Annotated in this window: 12 protein-coding genes; 6 read left to right on the top strand and 6 right to left on the bottom strand. The window is 68.3% G+C overall.

Annotated elements, in window-relative coordinates; genetic code table 11:
* Positions 1 to 5: 5 nt before the first annotated feature.
* From PIJ50_RS12895 to PIJ50_RS12905, 3 genes are read right to left on the bottom strand one after another with little or no spacing between them, the layout of a single operon-like run.
* Positions 6 to 1,100, bottom strand: a complete 1,095-nt coding sequence (locus PIJ50_RS12895) for an iron-containing alcohol dehydrogenase (RefSeq protein WP_271975844.1) — start codon at positions 1,098 to 1,100, stop codon at positions 6 to 8.
* A complete protein-coding gene (gene pdxA, locus PIJ50_RS12900) occupies positions 1,097 to 2,047 on the bottom strand; it encodes a 4-hydroxythreonine-4-phosphate dehydrogenase PdxA (RefSeq protein WP_271975845.1) in 951 nt (316 codons plus the stop codon). The genes PIJ50_RS12895 and pdxA overlap by 4 nt, the downstream gene beginning before the upstream one ends.
* Positions 2,044 to 3,222 carry a sialidase family protein gene (locus tag PIJ50_RS12905; RefSeq protein ID WP_271975846.1) on the bottom strand — a complete coding sequence of 393 codons (1,179 nt, stop codon included), beginning with the start codon at positions 3,220 to 3,222 and terminating at the stop codon, positions 2,044 to 2,046. Before PIJ50_RS12905 ends, pdxA begins: the two co-directional genes overlap by 4 nt.
* Before the next feature lie 259 nt (positions 3,223 to 3,481).
* Here PIJ50_RS12905 and PIJ50_RS12910 point away from each other — a divergent pair, with 259 nt between their 5' ends.
* From PIJ50_RS12910 to PIJ50_RS12925, 4 genes are read left to right on the top strand one after another with little or no spacing between them, the layout of a single operon-like run.
* Positions 3,482 to 4,981 carry an ABC transporter substrate-binding protein gene (locus PIJ50_RS12910; RefSeq protein WP_271975847.1) on the top strand — a complete coding sequence of 500 codons (1,500 nt, stop codon included), beginning with the start codon at positions 3,482 to 3,484 and terminating at the stop codon, positions 4,979 to 4,981.
* Positions 4,982 to 5,035: 54 nt separating this feature from the next.
* Positions 5,036 to 5,917, top strand: a complete 882-nt coding sequence (locus tag PIJ50_RS12915; RefSeq protein ID WP_271975848.1) for a dihydrodipicolinate synthase family protein — start codon at positions 5,036 to 5,038, stop codon at positions 5,915 to 5,917.
* 52 nt (positions 5,918 to 5,969) lie between these two features.
* The gene (locus PIJ50_RS12920; protein WP_271975849.1) at positions 5,970 to 6,974 is read left to right on the top strand and encodes a four-carbon acid sugar kinase family protein; all 1,005 of its coding nucleotides are present in this window, start codon (positions 5,970 to 5,972) and stop codon (positions 6,972 to 6,974) included.
* Position 6,975: 1 nt separating this feature from the next.
* Positions 6,976 to 7,689 (top strand): FadR/GntR family transcriptional regulator, encoded by a 714-nt coding sequence (locus PIJ50_RS12925; RefSeq protein ID WP_271975850.1) that lies wholly within the window; start codon positions 6,976 to 6,978, stop codon positions 7,687 to 7,689.
* On the opposite strand, the gene PIJ50_RS12930 is transcribed toward PIJ50_RS12925, so the two are convergent.
* Positions 7,686 to 8,597: a sugar kinase gene (locus tag PIJ50_RS12930; protein ID WP_271975851.1), complete on the bottom strand. Its 912-nt coding sequence runs from the start codon at positions 8,595 to 8,597 to the stop codon at positions 7,686 to 7,688. The two genes, PIJ50_RS12925 and PIJ50_RS12930, sit on opposite strands and share 4 nt — an antisense overlap.
* A 185-nt stretch (positions 8,598 to 8,782) precedes the next feature.
* Between PIJ50_RS12930 and PIJ50_RS12935 the strand changes: the two genes are divergently transcribed.
* Positions 8,783 to 9,961, top strand: coding sequence for an MBL fold metallo-hydrolase (locus PIJ50_RS12935; protein ID WP_271975852.1), 1,179 nt, complete (start codon positions 8,783 to 8,785; stop codon positions 9,959 to 9,961).
* 37 nt (positions 9,962 to 9,998) lie between these two features.
* Here PIJ50_RS12935 and malQ read toward each other — a convergent pair whose 3' ends face one another.
* Together malQ and PIJ50_RS12945 are read right to left on the bottom strand one after the other, a co-directional pair.
* Entirely contained in the window at positions 9,999 to 11,768 is a 1,770-nt protein-coding gene (malQ, locus tag PIJ50_RS12940) for a 4-alpha-glucanotransferase (RefSeq protein ID WP_271975853.1), read from the bottom strand.
* 80 nt (positions 11,769 to 11,848) lie between these two features.
* Positions 11,849 to 13,114: a Hint domain-containing protein gene (locus PIJ50_RS12945; RefSeq protein WP_271975854.1), complete on the bottom strand. Its 1,266-nt coding sequence runs from the start codon at positions 13,112 to 13,114 to the stop codon at positions 11,849 to 11,851.
* Between the two features lie 161 nt (positions 13,115 to 13,275).
* Here PIJ50_RS12945 and PIJ50_RS12950 point away from each other — a divergent pair, with 161 nt between their 5' ends.
* Complete coding sequence (locus tag PIJ50_RS12950) at positions 13,276 to 14,187, top strand: glycosyl hydrolase 53 family protein (protein WP_271975855.1); 912 nt, start codon at positions 13,276 to 13,278, stop codon at positions 14,185 to 14,187.
* Positions 14,188 to 14,333: the final 146 nt, after the last annotated feature.

A 14,333-nucleotide genomic window follows, 5' to 3' on the forward strand; every position in this document is an offset into this window, starting at 1 on the left:
GCGTTTCAGAAGGCCGCGCGGTAGATGGCCAGCACGTCCTCCACGCTCATCTCGCGCGGGTTGTTGTTCATCAGGCGGCGGATGGCGTGGGCGTCGGCGGCAAAGCGCGGCAGCTGGTCCTCGGTCGCGCCATGGGCCGACAGGCGCATCTCCACCCCAAGATCTTCGCAGAAACGGTGTGCCGCCTTGGCCAGATCGCCCGACAGGCCAAGCGCCGCCGCGACCTCGGCCGTCTTGTCCGGCACCGACGATTCATTGAAGGCCAGCATATGTGGGAAGATGATCGCGTTGGCCAACCCGTGCGGCAGGTGCAGCAGCGTGCCCAAGGGATAGGCGAGCGCGTGGCCGGCGGCCGTGTTCACCGGCCCAAGGCAGATCCCGCCATAGAAGGAGGCGAGCATCATCCCCTCCCGCGCCTCGGTGTCCGTGCCGTCCTGCACCGCGCGCTTCAGGAAACGACCGACGAGGTCGATGCCCATGCGGGCGAAACCGTCGATCACGGGATGGGCGTTGATGTTGGTGAACGCTTCCACGCAATGGGCCATGGCGTCGATACCGGTGGCGGCGGTGACGGCGGGCGGCACGCTGAAGGTCAGGACCGGGTCAAGCACCGCCAGATCCGCGATCAGATGCGGGCTTTCCACCGCGATCTTCGCCCCCGCGCCCGGATCGGTGATCAGCGCGCGGATCCCGGCCTCGGACCCGGTGCCGGCGGTGGTGGCCACCTGGACCAGCGCCGTGCGGCGACCGGCGACCTTGTTCGGCCCCGCCACCTCGGCCAGCGTCTGATCGCCGTCCCAAAGGGCCGCCACCAGCTTCGCCACGTCCATGGCCGACCCGCCGCCCAAACCCACGACCAGATCCGGACGGGCCGCGCGGGCGGCCGCAAGCGCCGCCTCAAGGCAGGCGATGTCCGGCTCTCCCGGCAGGTCGTCAAAGACGGTGATCTGCCCGGTCAGGCCCAGCTTCTGCGCGAAGACGGCCGTGTGCGGGGTCGCCAGCACGAAGATCCGCTCGGCCTCGACGATCTGCCCCACGCGGGCTGAGGCGCCGGCCCCGATTTCCAGCCGTTTGGGCAGGTGGATGGTGATGTTCCTCATGCTGCCTTCCCCGCGACCAGCTTGCGCGCATAGGCGATGGCCTCGTTCATGTTGCCGTGGTTCGCGATGCCCTTGCCCGCGATGTCGAAGGCCGTCCCGTGATCGACCGAGGTGCGGTCGATCGGCAGCTCGACCGACACGTTGACCGCCGTGTCGAAGGCCACCAGCTTGATCGGGATGTGCCCCTGATCGTGATACTGCGCCACCACCAGATCGAAGGCCCCCGAATGCGCGCGGTGGAACACGGTGTCGGCCGAGATGGGTCCCGACGCGTCGATCCCCTCGGCCCGCGCGGCGTCCACGGCGGGGGCGATCTGGTCCACATCCTCGGTCCCGAACAACCCGTTTTCGCCGCAATGCGGATTGATGCCCGCCACCGCGATGCGCGGCTTGGCGATGCCAATGCGCTTCAGATGGGCGTTCCCGGCGCGGATCGTGGCCAGCACGCGTTCCGTCGTCGCCCGCCGGATCGCCTCGGACAAGGAGACGTGGGTGGAGACGTGAATCACCTTCAGCCGTTCCGACGCCAGCAGCATGTAGGCCGCCTGCGATCCGGTCAGCGACCGCAGCATGCCGGTGTGGCCATCGTAATGATGGCCTGCCGCGTTCAGCGCCTCCTTGTTGATGGGGGCGGTGACGATGCAGCCGATCTTGCCCGCCTGCGCGTCCCGCACCGCCTGCTCGATGAAGCGGAAGGCTGCGTCTCCCGCCACGGGGGACAGTTGGCCCCAAGGCAGGGGGGCGCCTTCGATCGGCAGGTCCACCACGTGGCCCTCAAGCTCCACGGCGCAGCCGATGGCGGTCTTCGCCGCCTCCAGCGTGGCGCGGTTGCCATAGATCTGGGTGCGCGCGCGGTCGGCGGGCGACATTTCCGCCAGTGCCTTCACGCTGATTTCGGGGCCGACGCCCGCGGGGTCGCCCATGGTGATGCCGATGGTGTCGCTCATGCCAGCCTCGTCGCATTGGCCGCCCAGCCCGGCGACAGCCGGACGTATTTGATGGCGCGGCGGTGGTAGGTGTAGGTGATGTGCAGCGTCCCGTCCGGGCCTTCCAGCAGCCAGGGATAGGACATTTCCTTGTTCCGCCCGTCGGTGGAATCGTTCGACGTGCAGGTGCCGGGACCGTCCTCCACGATCAGGCGGTCGGGGAAGGTGCGGCCGCCATCGGCGGACAGGCAGACGCCCACCGGCGCGCGCCGCACGCCCCAGACGGGCACGCAGCCGCCGGTGGGATCGGCGTCGGGACGGTCATCCTCCTCGCCCAGCTCGTCATAAAGCGAGGCGCGGCGGTCGGCACTGGTTGCGGCCGAGGACAGGTTGCAGATCAGCGCGATCCGCCCGTCCGCGATCCGCGTCGCGGCGATGGAGGAGTTGTTGTTCGGCAGATCCGTCGCCTCGGGCGCGGACCAGCGGCGGCCATCGGCGCTTTCGCTGCGGAAGACGTGGTCGGCCTGACGGCGGCGGAAAAAGGCGGGGATCGTGCCGTCCATGGGCACCGGGCTCATGTGGACCGAACCGATGGAGCCTTCCACCGCCTCCAGCGTCCACGTCCGCCCTTGGTCCAGCGATATGCCCATGGCGGCGTCGTCATGGCTGCCGTTCCACTTCTGCCCAGGACGGGACGCACAGCGGAAGATCGGCAGAAGCCAGGCGCCATCGTCGCGCACCACCACACTACCGCGCACGAAGCAACCGCGCGGCAGGTCCAGATACCGCCCCTCGCCCGCCGTCACCCCACCCGCGTCGCGGGTCAGGGGTGCCATGCGGATGCGGCATTCGTCCTGGTTGCCCGAGGGCTGGGAGGTGTGGAACAGCCACATCCGCCCGTCCGGCGCGTGGAACACCACCGGGTTTTGTTCGGAGTGGTGGGGATCGTGGCTCAGCACCCTCACCGGGCCCCACTGGTTCCCGCCCGCCGGCAGCAGGCTGCCATGGATGGAGATGTCGGACTTTCCCTCCAGCGTGCCCCCGAACCACACACAGAGCAGCGCGCCGTCCGGCATCAGTGACAGGAACGAGGCGTGGTTCTGGATCATGGGCGAGGGCAGAAATCCCTCCGCACGCCCCGGCGACACGGGCGTGACCTGCCCGGTCATCGCCTCCCCGATCTGGTCCGGCGTCATGGAATCCTCCCCTTGAACTTCCCAAGACAGTCGGCCCCCTCTTCAAGGTTGTCAAGTTGCATGATCCGAAATAAAAAGGTATAAGTAGAATAATACATCCATAACATACGGTATTAACTGCGTAATTTTCTGTGTCATTGAACGGCCTGAAAACCTATGTTGACAACATGACACCGCCGCCGCATCTTCGACGAACAGATGGGGAAGGGTCGGAGGAGGAGCTTCACGCCCGTGCCCCATCACCCTGGGGAGGTTTGTGATGAAGAGAACGCTTGCGCTTGGCGCGCTGATGCTCGCCGCGGGACTGGCGCCCGCCCATGCCGCCGACACCGACATCCGGATCGTGCTGAGCGAGGAACTGGACCTGATGGAGCCGTGCATGGCCACCCGCTCCAACATCGGTCGGGTGATCCTGCAGAACATCAACGAAACGCTGACCGAATACGACACGCGGAACGGTCAGGGCGTCATCCCCCGCCTTGCGACAAGCTGGGAACAGAAGGATGACGGCGGCTGGCGCTTCCACCTGCGCGACGGGGTCACCTTCTCGGACGGGTCGGCCTTCGACGCGGCCGACGTGAAGCATTCCTTCGACCGCGCGATGAGCGACAAGATCAGCTGCGAAACGCCCCGCTATTTCGGCGGCATGACGGTGGAGGCGACGGTGGTCGACGACCATACCGTCGATTTCAGCGCCGATCCCGTGCAGCCGATCCTGCCGCTGCTGCTGTCGCTGGTCACGATCGTGCCGTCGGAAACCCCGATCGAGTTCACGCGCCAGCCCGTCGGCACCGGCCCTTACGCGCTGACCGACTGGTCCCCCGGCCAGCAGATCGTGCTGACCCGCCGCGACGGCTATTGGGGCGAAGAGCCGAAGGTCACCTCGGCCACCTACCTGTTCCGGACCGACCCGTCCGTGCGCGCCGCCATGGTGGCTGCGGGGGAAGCGGACCTCGCCCCCTCCATCGCCGATCTGGACGCCACGAACGAGGCGACGGATTTCAGCTACCTCAACTCCGAAACCGTCTACATCCGGCTGGACCACACGGTGGCCCCGATCAACGACCTGCGGGTGCGCAAGGCCCTGAAGATGGCCATCGACCGCGAAGCGTTCATCGGCACCGTCATGGCCGACGGCACGCTGCTGGCCACCGCGCTGGTGCCGCCGACGACCGCCGGCTGGAACCCCGACGTGAAGCCCACCGCCTATGATCCCGAAGGCGTGAAAGCCCTGCTGGAGGAAGCCCGCGCCGATGGCGTGCCGGTGGACACGCCCATCAAGCTGATCGCGCGCACCGGCAACTTCCCCGCCGTGGCCGAGGTGGGCGAGGCTATCCAGCAGATGCTGACCGATGCCGGCTTCAACATCGAGCTGCAGTTCCTGGAAGTGGCGGAGCACGAGCAGTATTACTCCCGCCCGTTCCCGACCAGCGCCGGCCCCTACATGCTGATGGCGATGCATGACAACGACAAGGGCGACCCCGTCTTCACCATGTTCTTCAAGTACGACAGCGAAGGCCGCCAGTCGGGCACCCACGATCCGAAGGCCGACGAGCTGATCGCCGCCGCCTCGGCCGCCACGGGAGAGGAACGGGCGAAGCTGTGGTCCGAACTGATCGCCTATCTTTACACCGACATCGCGGCGGACATCCCGCTCTTCCACACAGTCGGGTTCACGCGGGTCGGCGAGAACCTCGATTTCAAGCCCACGATCGCCACGAATTCGCAGCTGCAACTGTCGCAGATCGGGTTCAAGTGATCCACCCCATCCCGGGCGACCTCCACGCCCGGGACCCATCCCAAAGGACATCCGATGACCCAAGACGCGTTCGTGGCCCTTGTCACCTGTTTCCACGATGACGAGACGATCAATTACGACGCCACCCGCCGTCAGGTGCGCCGTCAGGTGGAGGCCGGCAACAACATCATGTGCGCGGGCACCAACGGCGATTTCACCGCCCTGACCTTTGACGAGAAGGTGGCGCTGACCGAAGCCGTGGTGACCGAGGTGGGAGGCCGCGCCAAGGTCATCGTGAACGCCGGCATGCCCGCCACGTATGAGACGGTGAAGCTGGCGCGCGCGTTCGACCGCATCGGCGTGGACGGGATCGCGGTCATCACCCCGTTCTTCATCGCCTGCACGCAGGACGGGCTGGTGCGCCATTTCACCGCCGTCGCGGACGCGGTAAACACGCCCGTCTATCTTTACGACATCCCCGCCCGCACCCAGAACCATATCGAGCCCGCCACGGCGAAGGCGCTGGCCGATCACCCCAACATCGCGGGCATCAAGGATTCCGGCGGCGCGCAGGACACGCTGGAGGCCTATCTTCAGGTGGGCCGCGAAAAGCCAGGCTTTGCCGTCTATTCCGGCCCGGACCATCTGGTGCACTGGTCGCTGATGAACGGGGCGGCGGGCTGCATCTCCGGCCTCGGCAACGTGCTGCCCGAGGTGCTGGCCGCCCTGCTGCGCGCCCACAACGCCGGCGATCATGCCGAGGCGGAGCGTCAGCAGGAGATCTTCGGCAACTTCCGCAAGGATCTCTACGGCCTCGGCTATCCGCCCGCGCTGGTGAAGCGGGCGCTCTACCTGATGGACCCGTCAGTGGGGGCCAGCCGGCAGCCCGCGCTGTTGCCCGACGCCGAACAGGACCGCAAGATCATCGCGATCCTGCAGAAATACGCGCTCCTCTGACGGGCGACGCGCGCCGCTGGAAACGCCCGGCGGCGCGGGATAAGGAAGGCCCATGCACAGTCCCGCCCCGCCCCTTCTTGCCATTATCGCCGACGACCTGACGGGCGCGCTGGACGCCGCCGCCCCCTTTGCAGGTCGCGGCCTGCGGGTGGAGGTGGCGCTGTCGGCCGAGGTCGTGCCCGAGGCGGTGGCCAGCGGCGCGCAGGTCATCTCGGTCAGCACAAGGTCGCGCGAGGTTCCGGCGGATGCGGCCCGCGCGGCGGTGGCGACGGCGCTAGCCGGACTGCCCCCCGGCACGCGGCTGTTCAAGAAGGTGGATTCGCGCCTGAAGGGCAATATCGCGGCGGAACTGGGGGCCTTTCCCGAAGGACCCGCTTTGGCCGCGCCCGCCATCCCAGATTTCGGACGCGTGGTGCAGAACGGTTGTGTCTGCGGCTTCGGCGTGGCGGAGCCCATTCCCGTGGCCCCCCCGCTGGGCCGCCCCGCGGTCGTTCCCGACACTCTGACCGACGACGACCTGCACGCTGCCCTGCAGGATGCGGGCGACGCCCTGCTGATCGGCGCCCGTGGTCTGGCCCGCGCGCTTGCCATCCGGATGACGGGGCAGGGGGAGGAAACCGCGCCGACTCTCCCCGGCCCCCGCGCGTTGTTGATCGTGGGATCGCGCGATCCGATCACGATGGCGCAGGTGGCCTCGCTGGACGGCGTGCCGCATCTGGCCGCCCCGAACGGCGTCATCCCCGACGCGGAGGATGCCGACATCACGCTGATTCAGGCCACGCAGGGGAACGAGGCTGTGGACGGAACGGTCGTAGCGGCCAACCTCGCCCAGAGTCTGCGCGCCATGCCCACACCCGACACCCTGTTCCTGACCGGCGGCGCCACGGCCGAGGCGGTGCTGTCCGCACAGGGCATCCGCACACTGCACCTGTTGGGAGAGGTCCTGCCCGGCCTTCCCGTGGCACGGGCAGGGGACTTGACCATCGTGGCGAAATCCGGCGGCTTTGGTCCGGAGGACACGCTCGTCCGCCTTGTCCGCATGATCCGCGGGGATTAAGATGCAGATGGCCCCCCAATCCGGCCGCAAGAGCCTGGCGGAAATCGTCTTCGACCGCATGCTGAAGGCGATCAAGTCCGGCGCCTACCAGGCCGACGAACGTCTGCCGACCGAGCATGAGCTGGCGGCGGAATTCGAAGTCTCCCGCCCCATCGTGCGCGAGGCGTTGCGCCGGCTGCGCGATCAGGGCCTGATCTATTCCCGGCAGGGCGCGGGCAGCTTCGTGCGCGCCATCGGGCTGAAGCAGCCTTTGGGCTTCGGGTCGCTGGAAAACGTGGCCGACCTGCTGAACTGCTACGAATTCCGCCTCACGATGGAGCCGGAGGCCGCCGCCTGCGCCGCCCTGCGCCACGAGCCCGAAGATCTGGCCCCGCTGGCCGCAGCGCTGGACCTGATGCGCGACGCGACGAACCGCCAGTCCCACCGGGCCGACGCGGATTTCCAGTTCCACGTCGCGATCGCCACCCTGTCGGGCAACCCCTATTTCGCCACCGCGATGGAGGCGCTGGAGGATCACATCGCCGCCGGGATGCGCTTTCACGGCGCGTCGGTGAAACGCGAGACGTCCGGCCTGTCGCAGGTGTTTCTGGAGCATTCGGAAATCTTCGCGGCGATCCGCGACCGCAACGCCGAGGCGGCCCGCCGCCTGATGCGCGCCCACCTGTCGGGTTCTCAGGACCGGGTGTTCCAGAAGCGCACGCCGGGGCGGGGTTAAAGGCCCGCCAGTTCCCCCGGCGGGATCAGCGCGCCGCGATGCCCCACCACCTTCATCGCGACGGCGTGCCCCCGCCGCGCCGCATCCTCGGCCGGGGCGCCGGTCAGCCGCGCCGCCAGATAGCCGCCGTTGAAGCTGTCGCCCGCGCCGGTCGTGTCCACGGGCGTCACGCGGTCCATGGCGGGCAGGGGGCGCAGGTCATGGCCCACCGCCAGCGCCATCTCGGCGCCGCCGTTCTTCACCAGCACCTCACTCGCGCCCAGATCGCGATAGCGGCGGGCGGTCGCATCGGGGTCGGCGTCGCCGAACCACGTCGCCTCGTCGTCATGCGAGGGGAGGGCGATGTCGGCCAGCCGCGCGGCCTCGGTCGTGGCGGCGCACATCGCCTCGGGCGAAGACCAGAGGCGCGGCCGCAGGTTCGGGTCGAACACGATGCGCGCGCCTTCCGCCCGGCGCGCCGCCAGCGCCTCGAACAGCGTCGCCCGCGCGGCGTCCGTCAGGATGCCGATGGTGATGCCGGAAAAGTAGATCACGTCCGCGTCCGCCATTCCCGCCGCCAGCCGGTCCGCGTCATCGGCCAGCGTGCGCGCGGCCGCCGTGTCGCGCCAATAGGTGAAGCTGCGTTCGCCGTCCTTCAGGTCGATCATGTAAAGCCCCGGCACGCGCGACGGGTGCCGCTGAATGTGGGAGATGTCGAGGCCCCCCTCCTCCATGAAGGCCAGCATCCGGTCGGACAGCGGATCGGTTCCCACGGCGGTCAGGTAGCCGACCGTCCAGTCGCGGGGCAGCAGCGCGCGCAGATACCAGGCGGTGTTCAGCGTGTCGCCGGCAAAGCCCGTGCGGAAGACGCCCGCCTCTCCCGTGCCGGACATCTCGATCATGCATTCGCCGATGGACAGCAGTTTCATCCCGTGTTCCCCCCGTTGGATCCCCGCCCATGTTGTCGGACAAGCCGGCCCCGGTGACAAGGCGAAGATGCGGACGGAACAACCTTCCGGCCCTGCGGTTCGGTTTTCAGACAGGACGCCACGCGAAAGGATGACCGCATGTTCCCGATGACCGCACAGGCCCCCCGCTTTGTCCGGAGGCGCGCATGATCCCGCCCCGCCTGCACGCAAGTCTGGACGCGGCCTCTGTCGCGGCGCTGGCCGTGGCGCCGGCCGTCCTGCCCATGTCGCCCGCCACGGGGCGGGCGCTGCGGCTGACAGCCCTTGGGTTGGCCGCCTACAGCCTCTTCACCCGATATGACGGGCGGCACGCGGGCGGCCTGAACCTGAACGAACATCGGGTCCTGGACGCCGCCCAAGGTGTTGCCTTCTGCGTCGCCGCCGCCATGCAGGACAGCCGGGCGCTGCGCACGGCGATGGGCGGCTATGGCGTGCTGTGCCTGGGGGCGGCGGCGCTGGCCGCGCCCTTGCCCGCGCCTGGCGTGGCGCTGCCGTCGCTGGCGCTGACCGGCGTGAAGATGGACCGCGTGACGGAGGTTGCCGCCGATCTCGCCTATCTGCGGACAGGTATCGTCAACGTGGCCTTCATCGGCCGCCCTGATGCGGGCGACTGGGTTCTGATCGATGCGGGCCTGCCCGGCTGCGCCCCCGCCATCCTGCGCGCGGCCGAGAATCGCTTTGGCCGCCCGCCCGTCGCGATCCTGCTAACGCATGCGCATTTCGACCATGTGGGCGCGTTGCAGGTGCTGGCCGACCACTGGGACGTGCCGGTCTATGCCCATCCGCTGGAACGTCCGCATCTGGACGGCGACGCGTCCTATCCCCCGGCCGCGCCTGAGGTGGGGGGCGGCACGATGGCCACGCTGTCGCCCCTGTTCCCGCGTGGGCCGGTGCGGTTGCGCGCACGGGTGCGGGATCTTCCGGCCGACGGCACCCTGCCGATGCTGCCGGGGTGGGGCTGGCTGCACACGCCGGGGCACACGCCCGGGCATGTCTCCTTCTGGAAAGAGTGCACGCGCGTGCTGGTGGCGGGCGACGCCTTCACCACGACGCAGCAGGAATCCTTGCGTGATGCCGTGGCTCAGGCGCCCGAACTGCATGGTCCGCCGGCCTATTTCACCTCGGACTGGGCGGCGGCAGAGGCGTCGGTGCGCAAGCTGGCCGCGCTGGAACCGGACGTGGTCGTCGCAGGGCACGGGCCGGCCGGTGCGGGCCTGCGGTTCCGGAAGGCGCTGCACGAACTGGCAAACGGCTTCGCGCGGATCGGCCTGCCACCGGCGAGCCGCTATTTGGGCCAGCCCGCCGAACCGGCCCGGCTGAGCTGATCGAAAAGACGGGCCGCGGGATCCGCGGCCTTTTCCGTTACGCGCGCGGACGTTCCGCGCGAAGGGCGCGGGTTGTGGCGTCGAACAGGGAGAAGGTCTCCATCTCCTCCAGCGTGACGCCCAGTTTCAGGCGCCAGTTGGGGTATTCGTCCAGCGTGCTGGGGACGTTCACGGGCTTTGTTTCCCCCACCAGATCCTCCAGCCGGGCGGCGAACAGAAGGGAGGGGGTGCGGGCCAGGTGGCGGTGAACGGCCACCACCAGCTCCGGCGAGGCGGGGCCGTCCGTGACGGTATTGTCCTCCAGAAGGCCCGCTGCCATCAGATCGGCCAGCAGTTCCTGCCGCTCGGTCGTGCGGGAGGTGGCCTGTTCCTCCGCTGCCTCGGCGCTGATCAGGTCGTGGGAGGCGCGCAGGGCGATGTCGTCGCCCATCCACCAGCCTTGGAAGGTCGGCAGGTCATGGGTGGAGAGACAGGCCAGCGCCAGCGCCGGATACTCGGGCGGGGGGATGTAGCCGTCCTCCGTCCGTTCGAAGAAGAAGATGCGGTAGGAGAGGATGCCCGTCTCCTCCATCACGTCGCGGAAGCCGGGGGGGACGTTGCCCAGATCCTCGCCGATCACGAGGGTGCGGTTCTTGTTCGATGCCTCGGCCAGCCCGGTCAGCATGTCGGCGATCGGATAGCGGACATAGGTGCCTTCGGCCGGACCCATGCCGTAGGGGATCAGGAACAGTTGCCACAGGCCCATCGCGTGGTCGATCCGCAAGGCGCCGGCCTGCCGCGTCGCCTGTTCCATCAATCCGCGATAGGGGGCGGCGCGGCTTTCGGCCATCCGCAGGGCGGACAAGGGCGCCAGACCCCAGTCCTGACCGTATTCGTTGAAGTAGTCCGGCGGCGCCCCGATCCGGACCGAGGACATGACATCCGGATCGCCCCAGCTGCCCGACCCGTCCGCCGCCTCCCCCACCGCGAAGTCGAGGTACAGGCCGATGCCCATCCCCGCCGCGTCGCAGGCGGCGCGTGCGGCGGCCAGCTGGCGGTCGGTTTCCTGTTGCAGCCAGCGGTGGAAGGCGATGTCGGCGGCATGCTCGCGGGCGAATGCGGCGACGGTGGGGCCGGCGACATCGTGGTATTCGGCGGGCCAGGCCTGCCAGCCGGCGCTGTGGCCTTGGGCGACCATATGGGCCGACAGCGCCTCGAACAGGGCGTGGCGGTTCAGGTCCGTGTTGTCGCGATCTGCGGCGTCAGGGCGGCCTTGCGCGTCCCAGATCCGCCGCAGCACCCGCATCTTCAGCGCCGTCACCGCGGGATAGTCCACAAGGTCCGTGTCGCGCAGGGCCGCAAGATCGGCGTCGGCCATGCCGTCGTGATATCCCGCCACCCGGTCCACCGCGATGTAGATCGGGTTCAGGAAGCGGCGGTTCGAAGGCGAGAAGGGGCTGCGGCGCGACGGGTCGGTCAGGAACAGAGCGTGCAAGGGGTTCAGGCCGATGAAATCCGCCCCGGCCCCGCCCAGAAGGGCAGCCAGCGCCTCAAGATCCGCGAAATCGCCGATGCCCCAGTTCCGGTCCGACCGGATCTGGTACAGTTGCAGCGCGACGCCCCAGACGCGCCCGCCATCTTCGGGAAGATGGCAGCGGACGCCGGCGGGGGCGCGCAACTCGTGCGGCGTGGCAAGGGCGGGGGTGTCGCCGAAGGCCTGCACAAGGGCCTCCAGCGTCTGGCGTGGCGCGGTGTGGACGGTGCCGCCCATGCCTTCGTAGTCGGGCTGGATGCCGAAGCTGCGTGCGCGTGTTTCCAAGTTGTCCATCCGCCGTCCGTCCCTGCCGTGGCGACCCTGCGTCGCCCACGGCGCAACGTGCCGGAACGGGGGTTGTTCCGGCCGCGGGGTCAGTCGTCCAAGGCCCGCACCTCATGCGCCTTCAGGACGCGGCGGGCCGTGCGGCCATAGCTGTCGGGCAAGGCGCGCAGCTCGGGGAAGATCGCGAACAACTCCTCCCGCACGGGGGCCTGCAGGGCGTCCAGGCTGAAGCCGCCGGGATGGTAGCTTTCGGTGGCCGCACCGTTGGCCCAGATCACCTCGTGCCGGTCGAACAGCAGGTGGATGTAGGTGACCGTTTCCATCTCCTCCACCGTGACGGCGTGGCCGTCGACCATGTGGCGGGCGGGGGCCAGCACCTCATCCTCGGCAAACAGAAGCTGCGCGCGGTAGCCTTCGATCAGCATCCGGTGCTGGGGGGAGACGAGGAGGTCTTCCGTCAGGTTTGGGATCGCGCGCGGGCGCAGGCGGATCGGGGCGAATCGACCGGTGCCCGGCACGGTGGAACGGCCGATCCAGCGGATGGGCTGCAGGCCGTGGTCGCGCGTCACCACCATGTCGCCCACCTGCAGGCTGTCCACCGTGCGGGTGCCGCCCAGCGTGTGGATCTTCGCGCCGGGGGTGAAGCAGATGATCTGATCCACGTTGCTGAAGGGGATGACCGTGCCGTCGGCCAGCGTGACGGTGCCTGATTTCGCGCCCGTGGCCGCGTTCCGCTGGGTAATGGCGGTGCGGAACCCCGTCTCATCCCCCATATCCAGGACGTGCTGGCCGTCCGGCATCGTCACCTCATAGGGGGAGGGGGGCGTGCCGATCATCTTGCTTGTGGCCAGATCCACCTGACGGCCGCCGGTATCTGGACCGCTCAGATGCGCGTGGAGCAGGTTGGAGCCTTCGTTTTCCCAATACACCACCTCGATCGTGTAGGTGGTGCCGGGGGCGAGTTCCACCGTGCCGCTGCGGGTGGTCATCCCCTGGTGATAGTCGTTGTCAAGGAACGCCTTGTCCTGCCCGTCCGCATTGTGCCACGTCAGCGCCTTGCCGTCCGCGTCGCGGATCACGATGCGCGAGCCGTCATCCGACGCGGTGTCGAAGGTGTAGGTGCCCCCTTCGGTCACCTTCAGCGTGCTGGTGTAGACGACGCCGAAATTGTTGGGATCAGTGTCCGTGCCGCGCACGGACTTGGCCAGCGCATCCACCTCGAAGTTGCTGGCATAGCCCTGGCCCGACAGGGTGCCCGACGTGATCGCGTCCGCCTGCCCGTCGGCCGAGGTGAAGTCGTGGTCGTAGAAGCGGTAGGCCCACGAACCCGCGGCCTGGCTGGAATGGTCGGTCATCGTCGTCCCTTCGACATCGCAAATCCTGATGCCGAGGGGTTTGGGCCCCCAATTCTTTCCGGGGGTTGAAGATCGCGCGCGGAGGGCGGGAGGGAATATCGGCAATTTTAGCGAAGCGCGCACCTTGCCATCCCGCGTCCTGCGGGCCTATGGACGAAGTCATGCACAAGACCGAACACCGCCTGTTCCGAAGCCGGGTGATCGCGGGCTTCGAATGCGGCCTTGTTCATCATGGCCGCCACGACCTTCTGGTCACCACCGGCCACCGGCCACAGGACCGGATGGCCGAGCATTTCCGCATCGTGCGCGATCATGGGATGGTCACGTTGCGCGACGGGCTGGTGCCGGGCCATGACATCGGCGACCGGCTGCGGGTTGCGCGCGACGCGGGGGTGGAGGTGATCTGGGACCTGTCCCATTATCACCGCAATCCCGATCCGGTGCACTGGGCGCGGCAGGTGGCGGAGCAGGCGCTGGCCATCAACGGGTCGGGGCGGCTGTGGCTGTGCCCGGTCAACGAACCTTCGCTCTATCCCCGCCTTGCCGGCCTATCGCGGCACGAGGCGGTGGAGATGGCCGTGACCATGGCCCGCGTCGCGCGCGACCATCATCCGGACGTCGGCATCCTGACGACGGACCCGATCATCGGCATCGGCCACCGCCAGTTCGAGGCGACGGACGCCATCGTGGCCGCCGTGGGCGTGGATGTGGTGGGCGTGAACTACTACCCGCACACAGCGCGGACCGCGCTGTCCAAGGTGCTGATGAAGACATGGCGCCGCTATGGCAAGCCGGTGATGGTGTCGGAAACCAGCTGGCATGACGGCCACCCGGTCCACCACCACCGTTACCCCGGTTTCCACAAGGGCGCTTGGCTGCGCCACGTGCTGGAGGAGATGGAGGTGGCCCGACGCCGTGGTGCCGATGTTCAGGGCCTGTGCTGGTACCCGGTCATCGACTGCCCCCCTTGGCACGCGCCGCGATCCCGTCAGAGGTGGAGCCACGGGCTGATCCGCGCGGACCTGTCGGTGGACCCGCTCCTCTCCCACGCCCTTCGTGAAATGATGGAGTAGGCGGCCGCGAACGGTAGGAGGCGTCCGTAACGGTTTTTCGTACCTTTTTGTACGAAACTTCGAAAAGGTGCATTTTCTCTCTTGCGGGTTCGTCTGAGTCTCCGTAGATACCGCCTCACCGAAGCGGAGACGCTTGGGACGGAAGG

The sequence above is a fragment of the Falsirhodobacter sp. 20TX0035 genome (assembly GCF_028307215.1).
GTDB lineage: Bacteria > Pseudomonadota > Alphaproteobacteria > Rhodobacterales > Rhodobacteraceae > Falsirhodobacter.

What these genes read in the sequence shown, in the direction of transcription:
- PIJ50_RS12895 (WP_271975844.1), bottom strand. Translation starts at nt 1,100, where the DNA reads ATGAGGAACATCACCATCCACCTGCCCAAACGGCTGGAAATCGGGGCC.
- pdxA (WP_271975845.1), bottom strand. Translation starts at nt 2,047, where the DNA reads ATGAGCGACACCATCGGCATCACCATGGGCGACCCCGCGGGCGTCGGC.
- PIJ50_RS12905 (WP_271975846.1), bottom strand. Translation starts at nt 3,222, where the DNA reads ATGACGCCGGACCAGATCGGGGAGGCGATGACCGGGCAGGTCACGCCC.
- PIJ50_RS12910 (WP_271975847.1), top strand. Translation starts at nt 3,482, where the DNA reads ATGAAGAGAACGCTTGCGCTTGGCGCGCTGATGCTCGCCGCGGGACTG.
- PIJ50_RS12915 (WP_271975848.1), top strand. Translation starts at nt 5,036, where the DNA reads ATGACCCAAGACGCGTTCGTGGCCCTTGTCACCTGTTTCCACGATGAC.
- PIJ50_RS12920 (WP_271975849.1), top strand. Translation starts at nt 5,970, where the DNA reads ATGCACAGTCCCGCCCCGCCCCTTCTTGCCATTATCGCCGACGACCTG.
- PIJ50_RS12925 (WP_271975850.1), top strand. Translation starts at nt 6,976, where the DNA reads ATGCAGATGGCCCCCCAATCCGGCCGCAAGAGCCTGGCGGAAATCGTC.
- PIJ50_RS12930 (WP_271975851.1), bottom strand. Translation starts at nt 8,597, where the DNA reads ATGAAACTGCTGTCCATCGGCGAATGCATGATCGAGATGTCCGGCACG.
- PIJ50_RS12935 (WP_271975852.1), top strand. Translation starts at nt 8,783, where the DNA reads ATGATCCCGCCCCGCCTGCACGCAAGTCTGGACGCGGCCTCTGTCGCG.
- malQ (WP_271975853.1), bottom strand. Translation starts at nt 11,768, where the DNA reads ATGGACAACTTGGAAACACGCGCACGCAGCTTCGGCATCCAGCCCGAC.
- PIJ50_RS12945 (WP_271975854.1), bottom strand. Translation starts at nt 13,114, where the DNA reads ATGACCGACCATTCCAGCCAGGCCGCGGGTTCGTGGGCCTACCGCTTC.
- PIJ50_RS12950 (WP_271975855.1), top strand. Translation starts at nt 13,276, where the DNA reads ATGCACAAGACCGAACACCGCCTGTTCCGAAGCCGGGTGATCGCGGGC.